Genomic DNA, 25,010 nt, shown 5'->3' on the forward strand with positions numbered 1-25,010 from the left:
GTTATGACCCTGGATCAAGCAAGTGGTTTACGTATGATGAATCAACCCTATAACGAAAAAGTGAAAGTAATCGCGGTTACGGGTGGTAAAGGTGGCGTGGGTAAAACCAGCGTGTCCATCAATACCGCAGTAGCATTAGCCGAAAAGGGCAAGCGTGTCTTAGTGCTTGATGCCGACCTTGGCTTAGCAAACGTCGATGTCATGTTAGGGATCCGTGCTGAACGTAACCTTTCCCATGTACTCTCAGGCGATGCTGAGCTGGACGACATTATTGTCCGCGGTCCTAAAGGTATTGGCATTGTCCCCGCAACCTCTGGTACTCAAGGTATGGTCGAATTAAGTCCTGCGCAACATGCGGGGTTAATTCGTGCTTTCAGTGAGATGCGTACCCAGTTTGATATTCTTATCGTCGATACCGCGGCGGGGATTTCAGATATGGTGCTCAGTTTCTCCCGTGCGTCACAGGATGTGCTAGTTGTTGTTTGTGACGAGCCAACCTCAATCACTGACGCCTATGCGTTAATCAAAATCCTCAGCCGTGAACACGGCGTCTTCCGCTTTAAAATTGTTGCAAATATGGTGCGTAGTTTGCGCGAAGGTATGGAATTGTTTGCTAAACTCAGTAAAGTGACCGACAGATTTTTAGACGTGGCACTTGAATTAGTGGCAACGATACCGTTTGACGAGAATCTGCGTAAATCGGTACGTAAGCAAAAGCTTGTTGTTGAGGCTTATCCTAAATCTCCTGCAGCGATTGCTTACCATGGTCTAGCGAATAAAATTATGAGCTGGCCAGTACCCCAGCAACCTGGTGGGCATTTGGAGTTTTTCGTTGAGCGATTAGTTCAGCGACCAGATTTTCAAGAGGAAAAAACGAGTGAATAAAGCCGCAGCGTATACTTGTTTAGACAATAAAACGTCAATCGTTGAACAGTATGCACCGTTGGTTAAAAGAATTGCACATCACTTGCTCGCCAGATTACCTGCTTCAGTGCAGCTCGATGACTTGCTTCAAGCGGGGATGATGGGGTTATTAGAAGCATCATCTAAGTTTGATGGCGGTAAAGGTGCAAAGTTTGAAACCTTCGCCGGCATAAGGATCCGTGGTGCCATGTTGGATGAAATCCGTCGTGGCGATTGGGTTCCTCGTTCTGTCCACCGTAATAATCGTCGAATTGCTCATGCCATTGATGAGTTAGAGCAAGTGCTGGGTCGTGATGCACGCGACACAGAAATTGCAGAAAAACTTGATATGACGCTAGATGAGTACCATCATATTCTTAACGATGTTTCTGTTGGTAAAATCATAGGGATAGAGGACTTAGGCGTATCACAGGATATACTTACTACAAGCGATAATGTTAGTGATGGTACGTTTGAAGTGTTGGCAGAGACCCAGTTTCATTCTGCACTTGTAGAGGCAATAAAATTATTGCCCGAAAGAGATGCGCTAGTGCTATCGTTGTACTACGATGAAGCATTGAATTTAAAAGAAATTGGCGCCATTCTTGAGGTAAGCGAATCGCGTGTTAGCCAGATTCTAAGTCAGGCAATGTTGCGACTCAAAGGCAAACTCAAGCATTGGACATAAGTATAATCATTAATTGAGCACTGAATGTCAGCTCACCGGAGGAAACCTTGGACAAGAATATGAAGATTCTCATCGTTGATGACTTTTCGACAATGAGACGGATCATCAAGAACTTGTTGCGAGACTTGGGCTTTAACAACACCCAAGAAGCGGACGATGGCTCAACCGCCTTGCCAATGTTGCAAAAAGGGGATTTTGATTTTGTCGTCACAGACTGGAACATGCCTGGAATGCAGGGGATTGATTTGCTCAAAGCAATTAGAGCAGATGACTCCCTTAAGCATTTACCTGTGCTTATGGTGACCGCTGAAGCAAAACGTGAACAAATTATCGCTGCTGCGCAAGCAGGAGTGAATGGCTACGTCGTTAAACCTTTTACTGCAGCAACTTTAAAAGAGAAGTTAGATAAAATATTCGAACGACTCGCTTAAGCAGGGATGAGCTATGAAGTCACAAACATCAGGGCTCATCACGCTCGAGCAAGCGCAGCGTTTAGTTGAATTATTGAACGCTAATGAACAAACTCAAGCGGATGATTTATTTAGGGAACTCGCTGCTCCACTCCAAAGAGAGCTCTTTGACGAAGTCGGAAAACTGACTCGGCAACTACACAGCGCATTAATGGATTTCCAAATCGATAATCGTTTGATTGAGTTAGCTAATACTGAAATACCCGATGCTAAGGAAAGGCTGAGTTATGTCATTGACATGACGGAGCAAGCTGCAAATAAAACGATGGATGCAGTTGAAGAATGCTTGCCGTTAGCGAATGCATTAACCGCGAATATCCAGCAAGTGATGCCATCTTGGGATAAGTTAATGCGTCGTGAAATTGCACTCGGTGATTTTAAAGTGCTTTGTCACAATGTTCAGCATTTGATGTCGCGTAGTGAACTGGATTCAAACCGATTACGTGAATTGCTCAACCAAATATTGATGGCGCAGGATTTTCAAGACCTGACAGGACAAATGATCCGTCGGGTAATCGATCTAGTGATGGAAGTTGAAAGTAATCTGGTGTCTATGCTGACGGTGTTTGGTGAGCAGCCAATAATTGAGAGTCAGATTACTCAGAAAAATAATATTGAAGCTGAAGGGCCGATAATGAATGCCGAACTTCGTCAAGATGTCGTAACGGGTCAAGACGAGGTGGATGATCTGCTATCGAGTCTGGGTTTCTAACTGGGAGTCAATTTGATGGCCTTTGATGTAGATGAAGAGATACTCCAGGACTTTTTAATTGAGGCGGGGGAAATATTAGAGTTGCTTCAAGAGCAGCTTGTCGCCCTTGAAAATAATCCTGATGATACTGACTTGCTAAATGCCATTTTTAGGGGGTTTCACACCGTAAAAGGCGGCGCAGGGTTCCTTAGTCTGACTCCCATGGTTGATGTCTGCCATGAGGCAGAAAATACATTCGATTTATTACGCACAGGTAAGCGTAGCGTCACCGCTGAGTTAATGGACATCATTCTTCAAGCCGTTGATGCGATAAATACGATGTTTGCTCAAACCCAGCAAGGGGAGCAACAAGAACCTGCCGATCCTGCCTTACTTGCGAAATTGAAAATGCTCAGTTCTGGTGAGCCATTACCTTCAGAAATGGGGCAAGTTAGTGCAGAAGTTGAGCCAGAGCCTGAACCAGAACCAGAACCGATCATTGAACCTGTTGTCGAGGTTGCTGTTGTTGAGGAAATGCCTGCTGAAAATGGCGCTTCAACCAGCTCTAGTATTGATGAAATTGACGAAGCTGAGTTTGAAGCTTTATTAGATGCCTTGCATGGTTCAGGGAAAGGCCCCGGCGTAACGTCTCCAAAAGTTGAAGCGACTCCAGCGGTTTCAGCAAGTATTAAACCTCAAGCACAACCTGCCAGTGCCAGTGATGATATTACTGACGATGAGTTCGAGGCTCTGCTTGATGAACTTCATGGCTCTGGCAAATTTAGTGGTAAAGTTGAAGCGGCTGCGCCAGTAAAACCTAAGGCTGAAGCCGTGACTCCACCTCCTGCTCCAGTCGATTCTGATGAAATCACAGAGGATGAGTTCGAACGGTTACTGGATGAATTGCATGGAAAAGGCGGTGCTCCTGCTAAACCAATCACCAAAACTGAGCCTGCGAAAACAGTTCAAACTGCTCCTACACCAGTTACGCCTGTCACACCTAAGGTTAATGCTACGGCGCCTACATCTAAGCCAACAGCAACGCCTGCAGCGGCAACAGTAAAAACTGAGGTTGCAGTTGCTGAAAAAGTACCTGCCAAAGTGGCGCCAGCAGCTTCTGCTAATGTGCCTCAAGGTGAAACAACCGTTCGGGTTGACACCGCAAGACTTGACCAGATCATGAACATGGTGGGTGAGTTAGTATTGGTGCGTAACCGCTTGGTAAGCTTAGGCATAAGTCGTGATGACGAAGAAATGTCTAAAGCGCTTGCGAATTTGGATTTAGTTACTGCGGACTTACAAGGCGCAGTGATGAAAACCCGCATGCAGCCTATTAAGAAAGTCTTTGGCCGTTTTCCCCGTGTGGTACGTGACTTAGCCCGTACTCTCAACAAAGAGATCGATTTAGTATTGGTCGGGGAAGAAACTGACTTAGACAAAAACCTTGTTGAAGCGCTTGCAGATCCATTAGTCCACTTAGTGCGTAACTCTGTCGACCATGGTATTGAAATGCCTAGTGACCGTGAGGCGTGTGGAAAACCGAGAACAGGTGTAATTACACTTTCTGCTAGCCAAGAAGGTGACCATATTCTGCTTAAAATCGAAGACGATGGCGCAGGGATGGACCCTGAAAAGTTAAAACAAATAGCAATCAAGCGTGGCGTTTTAGATGAAGACTCCGCAGCTCGAATGACCGATAACGAAGCCTATAATCTGATCTTTGCTCCTGGATTCTCAACCAAGGTCGAAATATCAGATATTTCGGGTCGTGGCGTGGGGATGGACGTAGTTAAAACCCGTATTACCCAGCTGAACGGTACAGTCCATATCGACTCCATGAAAGGTAAGGGCACCATACTTGAGATTAAAGTGCCATTAACCTTGGCAATTATGCCAACACTTATGGTCGATGTGGCTAAACAAGTTTTTGCTCTGCCTTTGTCTAGTGTTAATGAAATTTTCCATCTCGACCTCACCAAGACCAATATTGTCGATGGACAACTGACTGTGATTGTCCGCAACAAGGCGGTACCACTTTTCTATCTAGAGCATTGGTTGCATCGAAATAAGACCAACTTTAAGCATGGAGATAAAAAACACGGCCATGTAGTGATTGTGCAGTTAGGCATTATGCAGATTGGTTTTGTTGTAGATGCGCTGATTGGCCAAGAAGAAGTGGTCATTAAACCGCTTGGTGCTTTATTACATGGTACGCCAGGTATGGCAGGGGCAACGATTACATCCGATGGCGGTATAGCTTTAATTTTGGATGTCCCAGGATTACTAAAGCATTATGCGAAAAATAAAAGTTAGTTTCCAAGCTAAGGAATGGAATGGCCATTAAAGTATTAGTCGTTGATGACTCAAGTTTTTTTAGACGACGTGTTAGTGAAATAGTCAATCAAGATCCTGAACTGGAAGTGATCGCGACGGCCTCTAATGGGGCCGAAGCGGTGAAGATGGCTGCTGAGCTTAACCCCCAAGTGATTACCATGGACATCGAAATGCCAGTCATGGATGGTATTTCAGCTGTGCGCGAGATTATGGCAAAGTGTCCGACTCCCATTTTGATGTTTTCATCGTTAACTCACGATGGTGCAAAAGCAACCTTGGATGCGTTGGATGCGGGCGCTTTGGATTTTTTACCTAAGCGTTTTGAAGATATTGCGACCAATAAAGATGAAGCAATTTTGCTCTTGCAACAAAGAGTGAAAGCTTTAGGTCGCCGTAGGATTTTTCGTCCAATTGTACGCCCTAGTGTTACGCCCGTGACACCCGTTACGCCACGGTCAAGTTCGGGCGCTGTGCTTGGGAGTGTTGGGACGTCAGCGCCAAACGTTTCGGCGCCAGTTCGTTCTTCACCAGTATCATCCATTCGTGCCAGTGGTAAGCAATACAAGTTGTTGTTAATTGGTACTTCTACAGGTGGGCCTGTTGCATTACAAAAAATCCTGACTCAATTCCCTGCAAATTATCCGCATCCTATTTTGCTGATTCAGCATATGCCCGCGGCGTTTACCCCAGCGTTTGCAAATCGACTCAATGGTTTGTGTAAAATCGAGGTAAAAGAAGCGGCAAATGGTGATATTTTGCGTCCAGGTTGCGCCTATTTAGCGCCAGGCGGTATGCAAATGATGGTTGAGCGAACCGGAGTGACGGGGCGCATTAAAGTGCTCGCGGGCAGTGCCGAAATGAACTACAAGCCATGTGTTGATATTACATTTGCTTCTGCTTCAAAAGCGTTTGGTGGTGATGTGCTTGCTGTGGTTTTGACAGGAATGGGAGCTGACGGTCGAGAAGGTGCTCGAATGCTTAAAGCCGCTGGTGCAACCATTTGGGCGCAGGATGAAGCGAGCTGTGTAGTTTATGGTATGCCACAAGCGGTAGCTAGTGCAGGAATTGCCACTCAGTCAATTTCATTGGAACACATGGCTGAGTCAATATTAAAAGAGTCGGTACGTGGCTAGTCCCAATTCACACTTAAGCACGAATGTTGTGCTTATAATGGTATTAATGTCGATTGCTATAGTGTGTCTTGGTGCGTTAAGTTTTGATTACCATAGAAAAATTTTAAAGCTGCGTTCAGATGTTAAGCGTTTAGAGTCAACTCAAATCATGCTGATGGTGCCTGATGAACAGGCTCAAGCCATTGCCGATTGGCTTGCTTCGCATCCTGAGCAGACTAAAGCAATGCTTAAAATGGCCGAGCCTGGAGTGCAGACAGCGGTAACACTTGGGCCTCAAGCGGCGTCCTCTTCAGCAGAGGTACCATCTCTGCTTGATAGAGCTTCAAATGGTAATGCCAAAGCGCAAGCCCAAATGGATTCTGTACCTGATGCATTGCGTTCAGAGACGGCACCATCTGTTTCAAGGGAAAGCGTGCCGCCTCTGGATAATGCTCCTGTGGTAATTTCTGAGAATGCTGATGGGGTCAAAGTCATTAGTTTACCCAATGGTGGGATTCGAGTGACGACAAGAGAAGGTGAGTAACACAGATGTTACTCTAAGTAAGCCTAGCTAATCGCCAAGCTTTAACATTAAAGAGGTCAGTGCTTTGAAGGTCTGGACCATTGCGAATCAAAAAGGTGGGGTGGGTAAAACCACGTCTGTAGCTAGCTTAGCAGGTGCACTTGCTAAGCGGGGCAAACGTGTACTTATGATAGATACCGATCCACACGCCTCGCTTGGTTATTATCTTGGTATTGATTCGGAAGAAGTTCCAGGGTCGCTCTTTGATGTTTTCATCGCACATAAAAACTTAACTAAAGAGTTGGTTCAGTCACATATCGTACCAACCTTAGTGGATGGCCTAGATTTACTGCCCGCCACTATGGCGCTTGCAACGCTTGACCGAGCATTGGGTCATCAAGAGGGGATGGGGCTAGTGTTGCGTAATTTACTTGCGCTTGTGGCAGATGAATATGATGTAGCCATAGTGGATTGTCCACCCGTGTTGGGGGTACTCATGGTAAATGCGCTCGCGGCAAGCCAGCATATTGTTATTCCTGTGCAAACTGAGTTTCTCGCCATCAAAGGTTTAGAGCGCATGGTGAAGACGATGGAGATTATGGGGAGGTCGAAGAAAACTCGTTACAGTTATACAGTCGTGCCAACGATGTATGATAAACGCACGAAAGCTTCTCCTGCCGCGCTACAGCTTTTGAATGAACAATATGGTGACAGCCTTTGGCGAGATGTCATCCCTGTTGATACTAAATTTAGAGATGCAAGTTTGGCACATTTACCTGCTTCGCATTATGCAAGTGGGTGTCGTGGTGTAAAAGCTTACGAAAGATTATTAGATTTTCTTCTAGTTGGGGAGTTTGGTCATGTCAAAATCGGTTGATGAAACTGTTTTTGATTTTTTTGAGTTACTGTTGCACGAAGAGGATAGTGCTCTTGTTGCTTCCCAAGTTAAACCTCAAGAGGGCGTTTCGACATCTTTAGCACTGAAGACAAAGACTGAAGCTCAGCTACTTAATGATGCCATTTTGGCCGATCATGAACAGTCTAAGACACAAGTCAAAAACACTGCTACGCCAGAAGTCCAATTGGCTAAGTCAAAGCCTACGATTATGGCGACCGCTGAGAGTGCGCCCCCTCTGGTGAATAAACAGGCGTTAGAAAAATTACTTGCGCCTGTGCTGAAAACGGCCAATGTTACAGAGGAGAAACCCGCGGAGGTTGTATCAACACCCGTTAAACCAGTAACACCGATGGTGTCAAAACCTGAGGAAACTGTTGAATCTAGTGTGGTTGAACCTGAACAAATTGAGTCTAACTCGATAACGCCAGAGACGCAGGTTGGTTTTGCACCTCCGAGTGTGACAAAAGATTTGCAAGAAGTGCTCGATGATGAATTTCAAGTACTATTCTTTAAAGTAGCAGGTTTAACATTAGCAGTTCCCTTGGTTAGCCTTGGTGGAATTGTTAAGGTTGAAAGGATTAACCATATCATTGGCCGCCCTTCATGGTTCTTGGGAGTACAAACCCACAGAGAAGAGCAGTTAAATCTTGTTGATACTTGTGCGTGGGTTATGCCAGAAAAATACACTGATAAACTGGCGCAATCGGTAAATTATCAATATCTTGTATTATTAGAAGGCAGTAATTGGGGATTAGCTTGTGAGTCCCTGCTTAATGCCGTAAAGATTAACAAATCGCAAGTAAATTGGCGCAGCAAAGCGGGGAAACGTCCTTGGTTAGCTGGTGTGGTGAAAGAACAAATGTGTGGCATTTTGCACGTTCAAGCCTTAGTTGAAATGCTTGATGCGGGTTTAGGCTGTCAGGACTCCATTGGTTGAGGTAAACATGAAAGATTCAAGAAATGTCGCAGCCGTGGCTGCAAGTAAAGATGATGCTGTATTGCAATGGGTTACCTTTAAGTTAGACAACGAAACTTATGGTATCAATGTAATGCAAGTGCAAGAAGTGCTACGTTACACCGAAATCGCTCCAGTGCCTGGCGCGCCACATTACGTATTAGGGATTATTAACTTACGCGGTAATGTGGTTACGGTTATCGATACTCGCTCTCGTTTTGGTTTACAGTCTGCCGAAGTGGATGACTCAACTCGTATTGTGATCATCGAGGCAGAAAAACAAGTTATTGGCATCTTGGTTGATAGTGTTGCCGAAGTGGTTTATTTGCGCCGCTCAGAGATCGATAACGCACCAAATGTCGGAACTGAAGAAAGTGCCAAGTTTATCCAAGGCGTCAGTAACCGCGACAACGAGCTATTGATCTTAGTTGACTTAGACAAACTGTTATCAGATGAAGAATGGGCTGAGTTAAATCAACTCTAAGCTTGAATTTGTCGGCGGCAGTAAATTCTGCCGCTTTTTATTGTCTATAAAATTGAGTATCGAGTCGTTCTTAAGCTTTGAGCATTATTAAGCTTTGCGGATTTAGCCTTTCGAGATGTGTAGGGATTATGAATGGGCGATGAATTTATAATCGCAGCTTTGGTTTATGTAATTGCGTGTTTGGGATTAGTCCTTTACCTCCAAAAACAATTAGGTAAGTTGCGCAGTAAAGTTGAGGCCTTGACAGTTTTAGTGAAGGAAGGTGACCGTCAGCGTGAAAGCTTTAAGCGAGAAATGCAGGAGCTCCGCAGTGGCACAATTGGGATGGGGCGACGTGTAATCGAGCTTGAAAAGCGCTTACATCAGCAATCTGAGCGTATTGAAGAGTCTACTCAACAAGACCCTCAAGCTAAACTTTACACTCGTGCGATGAAGATGGTTGCTCTTGGTGCTGGGGTGGATGAGTTAATCAAAGAGTGTGAGCTCCCAAAAGCCGAAGCTGAGTTATTGATCCGTTTACACCGAAAATAATGGCTCATCTATGGCGGCCTTCGGTCTCTAGAGCGCCACTGCGAGGTGCTGGAATCGACAAGGAGCAAACGACTGCAGGTCAATTTTGTTCAATACCAAATCTGACATTTCCACCATCCATGTTGGTCAGACTAGGTGGGGAGTAGCCGCTTGTTAATAACATTGCTGGAGCAGTTATTGAGCGATGCTGTGTTTTTCTAGTTGCGAAGCGCTCATGCAGCTAAGCATTTTAGCATCTCTCGTTAAGCCTGCTCTGTTTTAAGCCTTATCGACAATCTTCTTATGCATGTTATTCCACTGCTCTGGGAACTTGCCATCTAACATATAGACAAATGCAATGAGTTCTGCGATCAGCAGATAAAGTTCTTTGGGTATTTCTTCACCCAGTTCCAATAGTCGTAAAAAATTGCTGAGATGGGGATCTTGGTGAATATATACCCCTGAGGCTTTGGCGAGGGCGATAATTTCATCTGCTATGAGCCCTTCACCCGATGCGACTACTTTTGGAGCATGTTTCCCGTCATAGCTTAAGGCTACTGCTTGTTGGGTTTTACATTCTTCTGCCATAGATAGACCTCGTTAATTATGCTCTGGTTTTCACAAGAAAATGATCACCAGGGAGTAAGGTAGCAGGAATGGGCGCCAATTGTGTCGATAGTTCACCTGGTGTAAAACCTAGCTGGGATAGTTTTTGTCCAAGTGGGGCTAAAAAGTTATCGACACGACTAAGTAGCTGCTGATTATCCCCTTTAAACTGGATATCTAAAACCTGTTGATGAAACCGTGCAGCGATCAACAAGGGGCCTTGGGCGAGATTAAATTTCAATTGTAAATGCCAGCCCTTATGTTTTTGTTGTTCATCGTTGTCGGCTTCACGCTCGAATTTACCCTCTAATTGTTCATGGCGTTGATTAATCCCATAGGGAAGGGCAAAAAACCATACAAGGTTGCCGTTATTCTCACTACTAGCTTGTTGGTAAAGCTGTAAGCTTGAGGCGAGTTGCCCCATACTTTCTAAGCCACCCGCTTTACTAAATTGATTAAGTTGATGACTGGACAATCCGATTTTGGCTTGGAGCTGTTCTAAATAATCAGCCAACTTTGCGCTCATACTGTTGTTGCTATTATTCGCTCGAAATCCCAATAACAATTGAAATAGTGAGGTAATTACACCAGCGTTGAATAGCGTAGAAGCTTGGTTTAGTTGCGGTGTCGCAAGGTTTAACGTGGCTAATCCAAGAATTTGAGTCTTTAGTTCACTTGGGTCGCTCAATTGACCTAAAGGGGATGGGCTTAAATGGGGTAACAATTTTAATAGCTCAGCCGCTAAATTTGCGTTGCTACGCACAAGCATCTGGTCAATAGGTAGCGCGCCAGCCTTAGTAAAGGCTTTTTGAAGCACCTGATTAATCATTGTATTTTCTTCAGTATGTAGCTTGCGAGTATTTGAAATGTCTACTGGTGGCTGCGTTTTAAGGTTCTGGAGAGTCGCGTCACTAGCGAATTCTTTTGTCGATAATCCATTTAGTAAACTTGATACTTTTGCTTGTGGGTCCGTTGAATCAGATTTGTTATTTTGAGTTAACAAAGCATTAGCTATGTTTGTTGCATTCTTGGCCTCTATAGCGGCGCGTTCATTGAGATTTTCCTTGAGTTGAGAGCCAGCTACTTTGGACTCAAGATTTTGAAATTTATTACTTTGCTCCAAATTTTGCTGACCTGTAGTCAGCTTAGGTTCAGTACTAAGCGATAGACTAGCAGTATTATTGGCCTGCTTATTTTTGAACAAAGGGACGTCTGTAGCGTTCCCTACTATTTGAGTCTTTGTTTCGGGTATCGCTTCACGTTTAGTTGTTGCAGTACTTGCTGAGGCATCCGATTGAGATACCAGCCCCTCTAGCTTGCGCAGAAACTGGGTAATAATCTGCACTGGCTCCATTTTGCTCATCACAATATGGGTAGATTGTTTATCAAAAGTGGGAAGCTGAGTTTCATTTATTGGCGCGCCGATTTGTATTTCAAGTTTGCTCAGTATTGGGGTCAACACTAAAATAGGTTTCCCTTGAGAAAGCGCGATTTTTGCCTGATATTCTCCGGCGTTAAGCCTTGTGCCAGGATCTTGCTGCACAATTGCACCGTTAGCGAACTGGAATGTGTTCTCATTAACGATAACGTTTGGAAGCGGGTAGCCTTGTGGGCGAGCTGCAAAGGCGTAGAGCTTTGATTGTTGAATGCCGTTTTGCTGCGCGAGCAAAATAATTGCATCAGGCAGCTTAAGATTGACAGTTGTACCTAATGCAAGGAGTTGATTGGTCTGACTAACTGAGCTTGATTCAGTAGTCTGCGCAGGGATTTGGTTGACAAGTAATTGACTCGCGTTGAGTAAAACCTGGCGTTGAAGTGCATTAACCAGCTTTAAATTATATTCTGTACCGTTTAGAATAATACTGTCGCCTTCGGGGGATAACTGTACTTCAGCAGGGATTGGCCGAAAGTTAGCACTTGGCACATCACTTTGCGCTCCCGCAGTGATTAGTGATGCATTAGTCATTTGACTGAGTGGAATCGGCTCCATATTAGACCCTTGCTAGAATATCTTACGGTACGTTATTTAAAAATTAACAATTGACCAAACGATTTTGCTAAGTAAGCTAATGCGCTTTATGCAAGGCGATTGGATGGTATTTTCTCTGTCATACTGAGTATAAGACTTAGAGTACTAATCCTTTATCGTCACTTGTTAGTCGTCACTTTAACGAAAACTCGTTAACTCGGCAGTACATTTATTTAAGAGAGTAATATGAAGTTGAAATGGATAGGGGTTCTTTTAGGATGTGCCTTACTGCCCAAGGTCTATGGTGCAGAGACTGCTGTACCTGAGACCACTCCAAAGGATACGGCTTCAAATGTAAAAATTACTTACGAAGATCCAAGAGATCCCTTTGAAGGATTTAACCGTGCTATGTGGGACTTTAACTATCTATTTCTAGATAGATACCTGTATCGTCCCGTTGCACATGGTTATAACGACTATATTCCACTTCCTGCCAAAATGGGGGTGAATAACTTTGTTCAGAATTTGGAAGAGCCTAGTAGCGCGGTCAACAATCTGCTGCAAGGTAAGTGGGGATGGGCAGCGAATGCCGGCGGTCGTTTTACCATCAATAGTACTATAGGGTTGCTGGGTGTCTTTGACGTGGCAGATATGATGGGGATGCCGCGTAAACAGGATGAGTTTAACGAAGTATTAGGCTATTACGGTGTACCTAATGGCCCTTACTTCATGGCGCCTTTTGCCGGTCCCTATGTGGTTCGTGAACTCGCATCAGATTGGGTTGATGGTCTATACTTCCCACTATCAGAGCTGACGATATGGCAGTCCGTTGTTAAATGGGGTTTGAAGAGTCTCCATGCGAGAGCATCTGCGATTGACCAAGAAAGGTTAGTTGATAATGCGCTCGATCCATATACCTTCGTGAAGGATGCGTACTTACAACACATGGACTATAAGGTCTATGATGGTAATGTTCCTCAAAAACAAGAAGATGATGAGTTGCTCGATCAATACATGCAGGAACTAGAGTAAGCTTATGAGCTAACTTGGCTGCTAGCGTTAATGTGTAGCCAAGTTATTGCCATATTTAAGATTCTTCCTATGTCATGATTGAATGAAGTTGCAGTAAATGTTACGCAGGAATCTTTATGGCGTTAAATGGTGTTTCTATTCTGTGGGTTGAAGATGATCCCGTCTTTAGACAAATCGTTGCCACCTTCCTTATCGGCCGTGGTGCTGAAGTCGTGCAGGCCTGTGATGGTGAGCAAGGACTCACTAATTTTAAGCAACAGCGATTTGATATTATCTTAGCGGATTTGAGCATGCCCAAACTTGGCGGTTTGGATATGCTCAAAGAAATGAATAAACTAGACCCATTGGTCCCTTCTATTGTCATCTCAGGTAATAATGTGATGGCCGATGTGGTTGAAGCGCTGCGAATCGGTGCATGTGATTATTTGGTCAAGCCCGTATCTGATCTATTCATCATTGAGCAGTCAATTCAGCAAGGTTTACAACGAAGCCAACTTGATGATGTAACGCAGGCAGATTTTGATGCCTTGTCTCATCAAGAACTGAACGATAATTTGTCACTTCTCGAGCAAAGTGTAGAAGCGGCAAAGCAAGTTCAACAACAGCTTTTTCCCGCATCTAACATCAGCTATCCCGCCGCAAAAGTCGATTACAGCTTGTTTAAAAGTAGTGATATCAGCAGCTATTTTATTGACTCCACCATGGTGGGCAGTGATTACCTCATCATGTACATGGCTCATCTCTATCCTGAGGATAATCGCGCGGCATTTGCCTGTGTATTGCTGCGTAGTTTTGTGAATCAAAAACTGAAGAGTTTTCGAAGTGGCCAGAGTAAAACCATCATCGAGCCATTCAATATGTTGAGTTACTTGAATGAGCGCTTAGCTAAGTCTGGTCTAGATATTACCGTTGATATTGTTTACGTCGCGATAGAGTTAACTCGGTATCGAGCCGCGATAGCACAAGCAGGGAAGGGGCTAAGGTGCTATTTACGCAATGATGAAGGTTTAAGCCCACTGGCACTCCCAGAGAGCTTACAGTTGGGAATGTTAGATTGGGGGAAACCGAGTATTCAGTTCCGCACGATATTACCTCACGAGCAACTGTGTATCGCCACCAATGAATCAGCACATAAACAGCAATTATTAGATAATCAATTCAAAGGCCTAGTTTACGATCCCCATTTACCCGCTGGTGGTTTTTTGCAACTCAGTTTGTAATTTTGGGGGGAGGGTTAAGTGGCATGGAAGGCTTAAGGCTTTCGACAGAGCGCCACTATGCCTTCAAGCCTTCGCCTTGTCTAAAGCCCGTTTTACTCCCGCTGAATGATCAGATATTTAATACGATTAGTATTACAAGTTAATAAATAAAAAACGCTGCCAGGTGCAGCGTTTTTTATTATACAGATCAGAGATTAACGCTTAATTGCTTCGTGCTCAGCAGTGACAGCGATTTCATCTTCTAGCGCTTCAGCTTCATTGTGATGCTTACTTTCTGCTCCATGCATCCAATCGACTAACTTATCAGCCATAAAGTATAAGATCACGCCAGAAAGTGCCGCGGTAATGGCAATACCCGAGAAAATAGCCATTGCATTGGCAAGCTGTTCTTCTTTTTCACCGCCATGACCAATAAAGGAACCCACCACACCACCAATTTTGTTTGCTGCGGCCACAAATAGGAACCAAGAACCCATCATTAACGAAGCGATACGAAGTGGAGCTAACTTAGTGACCATAGATAAACCAATAGGTGATAAGCACAGTTCACCCATGGTATGGAAGAAATAAGCACCCACTAACCACCACATGCTTGATTTTGCGGAGGCATCACCACCCATCTCAACAACGGCGCCGATCATAAATAAGAAGCCAACGGCTAACAGCACTAAGCCCAAAGCAAACTTAACAGGCGAATTAGGTTCATTCTTACCTAAACGTACCCAAATTGAGGCTACAACAGGGGCAAAAATCACGATAAACATCGCGTTTAATGATTGGAACCAAGTGGTTGGAACTTCCCAAGTGCCGATCATACGGTCGGTAAAGTCGTTAGTGAACAGGTTCATCAGGCCGCCAGCTTGCTCAAAGCCAGCCCAGAAAATGATGGTAAATAGGCCCATTACCATGATGACTTTAATGCGGTCACGTTCAACTTTAGTGAGTGGCTCTTTACGAACTTCACCTTTTTCTGCCGCTTTTTGCTTTTCAAGCTTAGCTGCGGGAGTTCTACCTATATCACCGAGTAACTTTTGCGCAAACACAAGTTGGATGATCAATGACAGGATCATACCAATACCGGCACAGATAAAGCCGGCTTGGAAATTGCCATCATAAGCGGCAACCACAGAACCTACGATAATACCAGAGAGGAAAGCACCAACGTTGATCCCCATGTAGAAAATGGTGAATGCACCGTCACGGCGGTGGTCTCCTTCTTCGTACAGGTCGCCCACCATGGTAGAAATATTCGGTTTGAACAGGCCATTACCTAAGATTAACGTGCCTAAGCCAACATAGAAAACTTCAGTTTCCATACCAGGCACCCAAGCATGGGGCGTACCTAAAATAAATTGACCAGCCGCCATTAAAGTACCGCCAATCATAATGGCGCGACGTTGGCCCAGAAAGGTGTCGGCTAACCAACCACCAAGTAATGGTGTCAAGTAAACAAGTCCAGTGAAGGTCCCGTATAACGAAATGGCATCGGCTTGCGTCCAACCTAAACCGTGTCCACCTTCGCTTTGTACTTTATCCACCAAATACAGCACCAAAATGGCACGCATTGCATAATAACTAAAACGTTCCCAGAGTTCTGTTGTAAACAGAAGGAACAGACCTTTGGGATGGCCAAGCATTGTCCCTTGTGGTTTTGCTACGCTCATGAAGTTTCCACCTTAAGCTCGTGATTGCCTGTAGCGCCCCTGAAGCAGGATGATGTCACTACAGAAAATAGTTGTTGCTCTTCTCATTTCTCAACAGTCAATTCCTGATTTAACTTGCCCCTAAAAGCCAAACTAAATTGTTGAATCGCTGAGGTTTACGTATGAGTTATTGTTACGTTCTTATAATAAAAGTAATAATTTGAGCGATAAATGGGATATTTTCGCTAAAATCCCACCTTATATACCCTTTAAAAGTAACTAAAGTCAATTTTGGCTTGCTAACTGGTGAGATTATCTGCAACTTGCCGCCAACACCGATTAATATTGATTTTTCTAATATATCTGACTGCTGTTTAGATACCGAGCGGCAATGCTTTGGGGACTAAAAAACTGCTTCCATCGGTCTTAACTACTTTGCTATGATTGCGAGCCGTGAATGGACGTCACTCAACATAGGGTAGTGAGATTATATAAATGAAGGCATGGTACCTTTTGTACTGTAAGCCCCGAAGTGAAGCGAGGGCACAACAGAACTTAGCACTTCAAAATTTAGAGACATACTTACCCATGGTCTCTGAAGAAAAATCTCAACGCGGTCAGAAGCGGATCTGCCGTGTGCCTCTGTTTCCAAACTATTTGTTTATCAATTTCGATCCAAGCCAGACAAGTGTTAAGCAGGTCCACTCTACCCGTGGTGTGAGTCGTATCGTCAATTGACAAGAAAAAATGACACCAATCGACGACCGCATCATTCACGCCATTCGCATGAAAGAATTAACCCCATCCCTATCAGTTTTAGACAATGAATTAGAGCTAAAAACCGGGGAAAAAATTCGCTTTAAAGATGGTCCGTTTGTAGATTTAGAAGGCATTTTCCAAGAGAAATGCGCTAACAAACGTTGCCACGTTTTATTTAATATTATGGGACAGATCAATACCTTATCCGTACCTGAACATTCGGTTGAACGGGTGTAATTTGTGAAGTGTTTCACTTTGCAGAGTAAGATTTTTACTTAGAGTCTTGTAAGACATTTGCTATAGGTTGTTTTTTGTTAGTTTGGTAGCAATTGAACTTGAAATAAAAATGTTAATATATTTAGTGGCTTATTTTTGTCATGGCTACATCGTTATTGAAAATAACTAAATTTGCACCATTAAAAATCAAATATAAATTGCGTGCGTGTTTTTTATACAGATGACGTGATTGCTGAGCTTTACAATGCGTATCAAGTCCTAAGTCACGATAAATGTAAACTGCAACTAAAGTTTTACTTGATTTTATGCAGTTGCAGTACGAGGTTTAAGCTTGCTGCAAGTATGAGGTCATTACTTTAATACTGTTCTTAGCGTGTGAAGGTCGTGCCTTTACATAATCAGTAGAAGTGATTGCTAACTGATATTTTGATTTAAAGTTTTGAAAAATATAAATATTCGCTATGCGAAGGGCAATATAGGGGCCGCAATCTATGGGCGGTAGCGTGCCTGAAAGGCATAAGACAGAACAATTTCTGTCTTTTAGCGGATGCCGAAGGGGGTCTCGCCCGCCACGCGCAGCAGTGGCAAGTCCGAAGGCCTGCTAGCACTAGGACTGCCTTCGTTCACTAGAGCGCAGCAAAGAGCACTGCTCTATCACCTAGAACCTAGGGCCTAGAATCTAGAAGGAGCGTAGTCAGCTCCGCTTTAATGTTTTCCATCTTTAACCCAATCGGAGATATCTGGTGTTACAACAAATCAAAAAATTCATCATAGTGGGGTTAAGTGCCACTGTATTGATGGGCACTCAGGCGCAAGCGTTAACTCCCTCTCCGCAGATGATTGAGCAATTCAAACAATTACCAAAAGCCGAGCAACAGCGTTTAGCCAGGCAATATGGTATTGACCCTAACATGCTGTCTGGTGGCCAATCGCAACCTCAGATAGCCAATCCACAAGTCGTTTCCGAACGTGAAATGCAGCCTGAGCGCATTAATACGGCAAATGATAAGAAAGAAAAAGCGGAATTAGATTTTTCCGTGGACTCTTCGAACCTAAAATTGCGCCGCTTTGGTTATGAAATGTTCGCGGGTGAGCCAAGCACCTTTGCACCAGTTTCTGATGTGCCAGTACCGGGAGAATATCTTGTTGGCCCTGGCGATAACATTAAAGTACAGCTTTACGGGAAAGAAAATAAAGAATACGACCTAGTGATTAATCGCGAAGGAGTCATTCAATTCCCTGAATTAGGACCTATTCCTGTGAATGGTTTGACATTCTCTGAGTTAAGAGAAACGCTGTCACAACGTATTCAACAACAAATGATTGGTATTGAGTCCAATATCACCATGGGTGAATTGCGCTCAATTCGTATTTTTGTAGCGGGTGATGCTTACAAACCTGGTTCATACACCGTTTCTAGCTTATCAACTATTACCCAAGCGTTATTTGTGGCTGGAGGGGTTAACGAAATCGGCTCGCTGCGTAATGTGCAATTAAAACGTAATGGCAAACTTGTAGGTACATTAGATTTATATGATCTGCTGTTAAAAGGTGATGCATCAGGCGACCTGCGCTTACATTCCGGAGATGTCGTATTTATTCCTTCTATTGGTGGTCTTGTAAGTGTTTCTGGCGAAGTCAGACGCCCAGCCATTTATGAGTTAAAAAACAACGAAACCATGGCCGATGTGATTGCAATGGCCGCAGGTTTAAATCCAGGCGCGTATCCCAAAAGCAGTTCAGTAGAGCGTTACAACAGTAAATCTTTAAAGACCGTTATTAATGTCGACCTCACAAGTGAACAGGGCAAAATGACCTTGGCGAAAGCGGGCGATGTTATTCGTGTTAAAAATGCCTCAGAGCAATTTGAAAGTGCAGTGACAGTTGTTGGCGCAGTTGTTCGACCTGGTAAATATCAATGGTTTGCTGGGCAAAAAATCAGTGATATTTTTCCCTCAATTTGGGGCGATTTAGCCATCTCAGCTGATTTAGATTATGCCTTAGTGGTTCGTGAGGTTAACCAGTACGGCGATATTGAGGTTCATCAGTTTTCACCGGGCAAAGCGATTAGCAATAAAAACAGTGACCAAGATATTGAGCTAAAAGCCCGTGATAAAGTCATCGTGTTTAATTTTTCTGATGATGTGCAAAACCGTTTCGAGCTGAATAAGTTAGTTAAACAGCGCGTTGAGAAGGTAACTTCCTTAAATACAAACACATTAATTAGTTCCGATTTATTTAAAGCTGGATTTGTCCAGCTTGATAAGAGCAGATTAACCCAGCGCACGCAGTTAGCAGGGGTGGTTGTTACTGATAAAACTGAGTCAGAAGATGTCGCTGTGGTCAAAGGTGTCGTCAACAAAATGTTGGCTAACTTATTTGATGATACAGAGTTACTCAAACTCAGTAATCAAATGGCACGTCAAGAATTACTCTACCCTGTTATGGTTAAGCTGAATAATCAAGGCCGAGCAGGGGCAGGGATACAGGTTGTTGGAATTGATGGTCAGGTACGTTTACCTGGGCTTTATCCGCTAACCGCAGGTGCAAGAGTCAATGATTTAGTTGTTGCTGCGGGTGGCTTGAAAGAAGGTGCCTACACAACTAGAGCAGAATTAACATCAACTGTAGTTGATAATTCTGGCTCTAAAACTGAGCATAAAAATATTGACCTTGCTTTAGCACTGCAAAATAACCAAAGTGCCAATTTATTATTATCTGGTAGAGATATTCTCACTGTGATGACCACACCAGATTGGCAAGAGACCAAAGTGGTTGAGGTCAGAGGCGAGGTTAAATTCCCTGGTCGTTACAATATTCGTCGTGGTGAAACCTTAAGTGATTTAATCACCCGTGTGGGTGGCTTTACCGAATATGCAGCATTACCTTCGGCAGTATTTGTACGTGAGTCTGTGCGCCAACAAGAGCAGATTGAAATCAAAAAGCTGGCTGACCAACTCCGTCGTGATATTGCCACCCGTGGGATTTCGAAGGATGGTACGGTAGTTAATTATGCCGATGCACAGTTAATGCTAACTGACCTTGAAAACATTAAAGCGGTTGGTCGTTTAGTTGTCGATTTACCTGCTATTTCACTTGGTATTACTCAGGCAGATTTGCAGTTAGAAGATGCCGACATTTTATATGTCCCTTCAACTAAGCAAACGATTGCAGTAATGGGCGAAGTCCAACATCCTGCAACCCATAGGTTTAAAGAAGGTTTAACGATAGACCAGTATCTAGCCATGTCTGGTGGTGCAAGAGAACGTGCTGATGAGGGAAGAACCTATGTTATTCAAGCTAATGGTTCAGTATTGATCCCATCACGTTCAAGCTGGTTCAGCGGTGGAGAGCAATTGCAACCTGGTGATACTGTGATTGTTCCACTAGACACTGAATATAAAGATAACCTGACGCTCTGGTCGCAAGTGACAGGCATTATCTATAACACCGCAGTTGCTATCTCAGCCATCGCTGGTTTGTAATACGAAGATGATAGGTCGCTGCTTAGCAACTGCTAGAACGCTCACAAGCTCGCTCTAGGCCGCAGCAAAGAGCGCTGCTTTAGAACGCCACTGCGTGGCTCTAGAATCTAGAAGTTGCGTAGCGACACTCTGCTTTTCCTCGATTCTCGCGACTGAAAGGAGCTCTTATGCGATTCGAACAACTGGATGTTTGGAAACGAGCTTGCCGCCTATCATGTGATGTTTATAAGGAACTTAAAAATTGCCGAGATTATGGGCTCAGAGAACAGATGACCAGAGCGGCAGTTTCTATTCCCTCAAACATAGCGGAGGGCGAGGAACGTGAGTCAAATGCAGAGTCAGCAAGATTTCTTTATTTTGCAAAAGGTTCATCTGGGGAACTGATTACTCAGATATATATTGCGATAGAAATTGGCGTAATAGACAAACAAAACGGAATGACTCTTATCAAAGAGGCTAAAGAAATTTCAGCAATGATTGCTTCTTTGATAAAAATACGAAAAGGTAGTGTCCGAGAAGAGTCCGCAGATTATAAAAGTACGTAGAAACTAGGACGGCCTACGCCCTCTAGGACGCAGCAAAAAACGCTGCTGCTAGAACGCTCGCAAGCTCGCTCTAGGCCCTAGAACCTAGGATTTAAAACCTAGAATCTAGTACCTAGCACCTAGTGCCTTCTTTAAATATCTTTAAGCTTTCCTAGGGCCTAGCACCTAGGGCCTAGAACCTAAAAAAATGAACACACAAATTACTCAAAATCCAAACACATACCAATCCGATGCCAGATTCCCTCAAGTGCAAGACGACGAAATCGATCTTCGAGAACTGTTCTCTGTCATCTGGCGCGGTAAATGGATTATTTTGGCTGTTACCGCTGTATTTGCCATAGGTGCGGTCGTCTTTGCCATAAAGCAACCAAATATCTACAAATCTGAAGCCCTGCTTGCGCCTGCATCTGAGGAACAAGGCGGTGGTTTAAGTGCGTTAGCATCTCAATTTGGCGGTTTAGCTAGCCTTGCGGGCGTGAATCTGGGTAGCAAAGGCGGTACAGATAAAACCGAATTGGCAATTGAGGTATTAAAGTCTCGCCAATTTACCAGTGAGTTTATCAACAAGCACAATATCCTTGCCGATTTAATGGCAGCCAAAAAGTGGGATAGGGATAGCGATAAACTTATCTATGACCCAGAACTATATAACGAGCAAACCAATACCTGGGTGCGCGAGGTTGAACCACCATTAAAACCTGAGCCATCAATGCAAGAGGCTTATAAAGCGTTCAGCAAAATCATGGCGGTAAATTCAGCCAAAGACACAGGCATGGTGACGTTATCTGTAGAGCATTTATCGCCAACCGTTGCAGAGCAATGGGTCACTTGGTTAATTCAAGATATTAATAAAGTGATGAAGGACCGTGATGTCGCAGAGGCCCACCGCAGTACCGATTTTTTAAATAAACAAATCGCCCTAACCAATGTGGCCGACATTAAAACCGTACTTTACAAACTGATTGAAGAACAAGCTAAAACCATTATGTTTGCCGAAGTGCGCGATGAATACGTGTTTAAAACTATTGACCCCGCATTCGCGCCAGAAGAAAAGGCCAAACCCAAACGCGCCTTAATTTGTGTATTAGGCACGCTGCTCGGCGGCATGTTAGGCGTGATGATAGTGCTGGTAAGGCATTTTATGAGAAATGAGCAAAACTAGAATCTAGATTCTCGGAACTGTCTATTGGGACAGTTTTAAGAAAACAGCTGAAAACACTAAAACCTTGGCTTTACAAGAGATTGCACGAAACTGTCTCAAAATGGATGAAAAGTGACTCAGCTTGGATTGGAGGTTGAGATGAAAAAGCGTAATTTTCTCGTTTGGTTAGTGCCATTCAGCCAGTAGAATGAAGGAATTTGTCTTGTCTAGTGCACAAAACCTACAACCAAAATGGTTGAAATTACTACCGAATAAATTATCCGAGCGCTTATCCGGCAATCATAGCTTACTTGCTGCGATTAATAACAGTGGCTGGTTGATGTTTGATAAGTTAATAAGATTAGTCCTTGGATTATTGGTAAGCGCTTGGGTTGCACGCTATCTTGGGCCGGCTCAATTTGGTGAATTAGCTTATGTACTGGCGTATTTGGCCTTCTTTCAAGCAGTGGCACTGCTCGGCATGGATGGCATTGTCGTCCGTGATATTGCCAAAGATAAAGCCAAAGCAGGTGAAATACTCGGTACTGTTTTTACTTTACGTTTAATTGTTGGTTTCTTTTGTTGGTTAATCGCGATTGCTGGGATGGGTTTGGCTAATGGTTGGCATGACAGTACTGTATATATCACAGCACTTGTAGGTGCAGGTTTGGTTTTTCAAGCGGCTGACACTATTGATCTTTGGTTTCAGAGTCAAAGTCAGAGTAAGCGAACCGTTATTGCTAAGCTAATGGCTTATATTATTTCCAATGGCTTAAAAATTATACTTATTTTAAATAAAGCGCCACTGCTTGCATTTGCGCTTGTGATGACGATTGAGTTTTTGTTGGCCGCTTTGGCGTTAACATATGCATATAGAAAATTTACTTGCAAGCAACCTTGGCAGTTAATTAAAAGTCATGCAGTCAAATTGTTAATAGAATCTTGGCCATTTATTCTAGGTGGTCTGTCGATCATCATTTATATGCGAATCGATCAGATCATGATTAAAGAAATGCTGGGTGATGTGGAGCTGGGTATTTATGCTGCAGTATTGCCGTTAGCCATGTTATGGACATTTATACCTATGACACTTTCAGTCAGTTTGGCCCCCATGGTCGCAAGAGCGAAACAGCAAAGTGAACAGGTGTATTGGGCTTGTTTAAGTAATATATTTCGTGGTTTTGCATTGTTGGGTTGGCTCATTTGCATCCCTGTTGCAATAATATCCAGTTATGCTGTTGAATTATTGTTCGGTAGTGAATATGCCAAGGGTTCCTCGGTGCTTGCTGTCTTGGTGTTCACTAATTTGCTTATTAATATGGGTGTAGCACAAAGTCTATGGATTTTGAATGAAGGTAAATCAAAACTCAGCTTGTATAAGACAATTGTTGGTGCAGTAGTTTGTTTAACTTCAAATTTAATATTAATACCTCAACTAGGCATTATAGGGGCAGCAATCAGTGCTGTGCTGGCGCAGCTTAGCTCCACCATATTGACAAATGTTATTTTGTGTCGTGACGTGTTTATTTTGCAGATTAAGAGTTTGTTTCTAATCAAATATATCCATCACGTAAAATGATTTTAACACTTCTTTAAGTTTTAAATACTTTTTAATTTCTGATAGGTTGTAATTAAAATGAAAATTGCTGTTGCCGGAACAGGGTATGTAGGATTATCGCTCGCAGTGTTGTTAGCACAACACCATGAGGTGATTGCATTAGATTTAATCAAAGAAAAGGTTGATATGATAAATGCAAACAAATCACCTATACAAGATACTGAAATCCAGGATTATTTACTTAACAAATCCCTGAATCTTATTGGTACCCTTGATAAAGAATTAGCATATAAAAATGCTGACTTTGTTATTATTGCCACACCAACAGATTATGATGCAGAAACTCATTATTTTAATACCAAATCAATCGAGTCCGTCATTAAAGATGTTTTAACCGTTAACCCTGATGCGACAATGGTTATCAAATCTACTATACCGGTTGGTTATGTTCAGCGGATCAAAGCTAAGTTTGGTATTGATAACATTTTCTTTTCGCCCGAGTTTTTGCGTGAAGGTTCTGCCCTTTATGATAATCTGCATCCATCAAGAATAGTTATTGGTGAGCGATCGGAACGTGCCCGCATTTTTGCTAGTTTGCTCATCGAAGGCGCAGTCAGAAAAGATATGCCGGTACTCTTTACTGATGCAACCGAAGCTGAGGCTGTTAAGCTATTTGCTAATACTTATTTAGCAATGCGTGTTGGGTATTTTAATGAGCTTGACAGCTATTGCGAGACGCATGGCCTTAATGCCAGACAGATTATTGAAGGTGTGGGACTTGATCCAAGAATTGGCAATCACTACAACAACCCCAGCTTCGGCTATGGTGGCTATTGTTTACCAAAAGATACTAAGCAGTTGTTGGCAAACTTTGATCAAACACCTCAGGATCTTATCGAGGCAATTGTTCAGAGTAATGATACCCGGATGGATTTTATTACACACCAAATTATGGCGCGTAAACCTAAAAAAGTTGGCGTGTACCGTTTGATAATGAAATCAGGCTCTGACAACTTCCGTGCATCCGCTATTCAAGGTGTCATGGGCAGACTGCAAGGGCAGGGGGTTGAACTTTGTATTTATGAACCAGAGTTGAAGCTAACTGAATTTCATGATTTACCCGTTTGTCATGATTTTGAACGATTTATAGCTGACGTTGACATTATCATTGCTAATAGAATGAGCGAACAGTTACAAACAGTTGCTGATAAAGTTTATACACGTGATTTATTTGGGAAAGATTAACC

21 protein-coding genes and 1 pseudogene are annotated in these 25,010 nt (G+C 43.4%); 19 read left to right on the forward strand and 3 right to left on the reverse strand.

Annotation, left to right across the window (positions count from 1 at the left end; all coding sequences use genetic code 11):
- Positions 1-3 precede the first annotated feature (3 nt).
- From SHD_RS10805 to SHD_RS10855, 11 genes are all read left to right on the forward strand, one after another.
- The gene (locus SHD_RS10805) at positions 4-885 is read left to right on the forward strand and encodes a MinD/ParA family protein (protein ID WP_011622085.1); all 882 of its coding nucleotides are present in this window, start codon (positions 4-6) and stop codon (positions 883-885) included.
- Entirely contained in the window at positions 878-1,591 is a 714-nt protein-coding gene (locus SHD_RS10810) for an RNA polymerase sigma factor FliA (protein WP_023267144.1), read from the forward strand. Before SHD_RS10805 ends, SHD_RS10810 begins: the two co-directional genes overlap by 8 nt.
- A 47-nt stretch (positions 1,592-1,638) precedes the next feature.
- Positions 1,639-2,022 carry a chemotaxis response regulator CheY gene (gene cheY / locus SHD_RS10815; RefSeq protein ID WP_007649667.1) on the forward strand — a complete coding sequence of 128 codons (384 nt, stop codon included), beginning with the start codon at positions 1,639-1,641 and terminating at the stop codon, positions 2,020-2,022.
- Between the two features lie 13 nt (positions 2,023-2,035).
- Positions 2,036-2,773 carry a protein phosphatase CheZ gene (locus SHD_RS10820; RefSeq protein WP_023267145.1) on the forward strand — a complete coding sequence of 246 codons (738 nt, stop codon included), beginning with the start codon at positions 2,036-2,038 and terminating at the stop codon, positions 2,771-2,773.
- Between the two features lie 15 nt (positions 2,774-2,788).
- Positions 2,789-5,065, forward strand: coding sequence for a chemotaxis protein CheA (locus SHD_RS10825; RefSeq protein ID WP_023267146.1), 2,277 nt, complete (start codon positions 2,789-2,791; stop codon positions 5,063-5,065).
- A 20-nt stretch (positions 5,066-5,085) separates the two neighbouring features.
- Positions 5,086-6,219, forward strand: a complete 1,134-nt coding sequence (locus SHD_RS10830; RefSeq protein ID WP_023267147.1) for a protein-glutamate methylesterase/protein-glutamine glutaminase — start codon at positions 5,086-5,088, stop codon at positions 6,217-6,219.
- 37 nt (positions 6,220-6,256) lie between these two features.
- A complete protein-coding gene (locus SHD_RS10835) occupies positions 6,257-6,742 on the forward strand; it encodes a hypothetical protein (protein WP_023267148.1) in 486 nt (161 codons plus the stop codon).
- A 64-nt stretch (positions 6,743-6,806) separates the two neighbouring features.
- Positions 6,807-7,598 carry a ParA family protein gene (locus SHD_RS10840; RefSeq protein ID WP_023267149.1) on the forward strand — a complete coding sequence of 264 codons (792 nt, stop codon included), beginning with the start codon at positions 6,807-6,809 and terminating at the stop codon, positions 7,596-7,598.
- Positions 7,582-8,556 carry a chemotaxis protein CheW gene (locus SHD_RS10845; RefSeq protein WP_023267150.1) on the forward strand — a complete coding sequence of 325 codons (975 nt, stop codon included), beginning with the start codon at positions 7,582-7,584 and terminating at the stop codon, positions 8,554-8,556. Before SHD_RS10840 ends, SHD_RS10845 begins: the two co-directional genes overlap by 17 nt.
- A 7-nt stretch (positions 8,557-8,563) precedes the next feature.
- Entirely contained in the window at positions 8,564-9,058 is a 495-nt protein-coding gene (locus SHD_RS10850) for a chemotaxis protein CheW (protein ID WP_023267151.1), read from the forward strand.
- Positions 9,059-9,190: 132 nt separating this feature from the next.
- Entirely contained in the window at positions 9,191-9,589 is a 399-nt protein-coding gene (locus SHD_RS10855; protein WP_023267152.1) for a DUF2802 domain-containing protein, read from the forward strand.
- 258 nt (positions 9,590-9,847) lie between these two features.
- Here SHD_RS10855 and SHD_RS10860 read toward each other — a convergent pair whose 3' ends face one another.
- Together SHD_RS10860 and SHD_RS10865 are read right to left on the reverse strand one after the other, a co-directional pair.
- Complete coding sequence (locus SHD_RS10860; RefSeq protein WP_023267153.1) at positions 9,848-10,156, reverse strand: EscU/YscU/HrcU family type III secretion system export apparatus switch protein; 309 nt, start codon at positions 10,154-10,156, stop codon at positions 9,848-9,850.
- A 16-nt stretch (positions 10,157-10,172) separates the two neighbouring features.
- Positions 10,173-12,164 (reverse strand): flagellar hook-length control protein FliK, encoded by a 1,992-nt coding sequence (locus SHD_RS10865; RefSeq protein WP_023267154.1) that lies wholly within the window; start codon positions 12,162-12,164, stop codon positions 10,173-10,175.
- Between the two features lie 225 nt (positions 12,165-12,389).
- Here SHD_RS10865 and SHD_RS10870 point away from each other — a divergent pair, with 225 nt between their 5' ends.
- Together SHD_RS10870 and SHD_RS10875 are read left to right on the forward strand one after the other, a co-directional pair.
- The gene (locus SHD_RS10870; RefSeq protein WP_023267155.1) at positions 12,390-13,175 is read left to right on the forward strand and encodes an MlaA family lipoprotein; all 786 of its coding nucleotides are present in this window, start codon (positions 12,390-12,392) and stop codon (positions 13,173-13,175) included.
- A gap of 116 nt (positions 13,176-13,291) precedes the next feature.
- Positions 13,292-14,395, forward strand: coding sequence for a response regulator (locus tag SHD_RS10875; protein ID WP_023267156.1), 1,104 nt, complete (start codon positions 13,292-13,294; stop codon positions 14,393-14,395).
- A gap of 194 nt (positions 14,396-14,589) precedes the next feature.
- Here the strand turns inward: SHD_RS10875 and SHD_RS10880 are convergent, their stop codons facing one another.
- Entirely contained in the window at positions 14,590-16,059 is a 1,470-nt protein-coding gene (locus SHD_RS10880) for a peptide MFS transporter (protein WP_023267157.1), read from the reverse strand.
- 474 nt (positions 16,060-16,533) lie between these two features.
- On the opposite strand from SHD_RS10880, the pseudogene rfaH reads away from it, so the two are divergent.
- The 6 genes and pseudogenes from rfaH (at position 16,534) to SHD_RS10910 (ending at position 25,008) form a co-directional block, all read left to right on the forward strand.
- Positions 16,534-17,034 (forward strand): annotated as a pseudogene (rfaH, locus tag SHD_RS10885) (transcription/translation regulatory transformer protein RfaH).
- Positions 17,035-17,777: 743 nt separating this feature from the next.
- Positions 17,778-20,519, forward strand: coding sequence for an SLBB domain-containing protein (locus SHD_RS10890; RefSeq protein ID WP_023267159.1), 2,742 nt, complete (start codon positions 17,778-17,780; stop codon positions 20,517-20,519).
- Between the two features lie 167 nt (positions 20,520-20,686).
- Positions 20,687-21,064 carry a four helix bundle protein gene (locus SHD_RS10895; RefSeq protein WP_039978135.1) on the forward strand — a complete coding sequence of 126 codons (378 nt, stop codon included), beginning with the start codon at positions 20,687-20,689 and terminating at the stop codon, positions 21,062-21,064.
- A 187-nt stretch (positions 21,065-21,251) separates the two neighbouring features.
- Positions 21,252-22,226 (forward strand): Wzz/FepE/Etk N-terminal domain-containing protein, encoded by a 975-nt coding sequence (locus SHD_RS10900; RefSeq protein WP_023267162.1) that lies wholly within the window; start codon positions 21,252-21,254, stop codon positions 22,224-22,226.
- Positions 22,227-22,428: 202 nt separating this feature from the next.
- Entirely contained in the window at positions 22,429-23,784 is a 1,356-nt protein-coding gene (locus tag SHD_RS10905) for a flippase (protein ID WP_052031013.1), read from the forward strand.
- A 57-nt stretch (positions 23,785-23,841) separates the two neighbouring features.
- Positions 23,842-25,008, forward strand: a complete 1,167-nt coding sequence (locus tag SHD_RS10910; RefSeq protein WP_023267164.1) for a nucleotide sugar dehydrogenase — start codon at positions 23,842-23,844, stop codon at positions 25,006-25,008.
- The last annotated feature ends 2 nt before the right edge of the window (positions 25,009-25,010 follow it).

The sequence above is a fragment of the Shewanella decolorationis S12 genome (genome assembly GCF_000485795.1).
GTDB classification, from domain to species: Bacteria; Pseudomonadota; Gammaproteobacteria; order Enterobacterales; family Shewanellaceae; genus Shewanella; species Shewanella decolorationis.

Coding starts and splice junctions, on each gene's coding strand:
- SHD_RS10805 (WP_011622085.1), top strand. CDS start 4: ATGACCCTGGATCAAGCAAGTGGTTTACGTATGATGAATCAACCCTAT.
- SHD_RS10820 (WP_023267145.1), top strand. CDS start 2,036: ATGAAGTCACAAACATCAGGGCTCATCACGCTCGAGCAAGCGCAGCGT.
- SHD_RS10825 (WP_023267146.1), top strand. CDS start 2,789: ATGGCCTTTGATGTAGATGAAGAGATACTCCAGGACTTTTTAATTGAG.
- SHD_RS10830 (WP_023267147.1), top strand. CDS start 5,086: ATGGCCATTAAAGTATTAGTCGTTGATGACTCAAGTTTTTTTAGACGA.
- SHD_RS10835 (WP_023267148.1), top strand. CDS start 6,257: ATGGTATTAATGTCGATTGCTATAGTGTGTCTTGGTGCGTTAAGTTTT.
- SHD_RS10845 (WP_023267150.1), top strand. CDS start 7,582: ATGTCAAAATCGGTTGATGAAACTGTTTTTGATTTTTTTGAGTTACTG.
- SHD_RS10850 (WP_023267151.1), top strand. CDS start 8,564: ATGAAAGATTCAAGAAATGTCGCAGCCGTGGCTGCAAGTAAAGATGAT.
- SHD_RS10855 (WP_023267152.1), top strand. CDS start 9,191: ATGGGCGATGAATTTATAATCGCAGCTTTGGTTTATGTAATTGCGTGT.
- SHD_RS10860 (WP_023267153.1), bottom strand. CDS start 10,156: ATGGCAGAAGAATGTAAAACCCAACAAGCAGTAGCCTTAAGCTATGAC.
- SHD_RS10865 (WP_023267154.1), bottom strand. CDS start 12,164: ATGGAGCCGATTCCACTCAGTCAAATGACTAATGCATCACTAATCACT.
- SHD_RS10870 (WP_023267155.1), top strand. CDS start 12,390: ATGAAGTTGAAATGGATAGGGGTTCTTTTAGGATGTGCCTTACTGCCC.
- SHD_RS10875 (WP_023267156.1), top strand. CDS start 13,292: ATGGCGTTAAATGGTGTTTCTATTCTGTGGGTTGAAGATGATCCCGTC.
- SHD_RS10880 (WP_023267157.1), bottom strand. CDS start 16,059: ATGAGCGTAGCAAAACCACAAGGGACAATGCTTGGCCATCCCAAAGGT.
- SHD_RS10895 (WP_039978135.1), top strand. CDS start 20,687: ATGCGATTCGAACAACTGGATGTTTGGAAACGAGCTTGCCGCCTATCA.
- SHD_RS10900 (WP_023267162.1), top strand. CDS start 21,252: ATGAACACACAAATTACTCAAAATCCAAACACATACCAATCCGATGCC.
- SHD_RS10910 (WP_023267164.1), top strand. CDS start 23,842: ATGAAAATTGCTGTTGCCGGAACAGGGTATGTAGGATTATCGCTCGCA.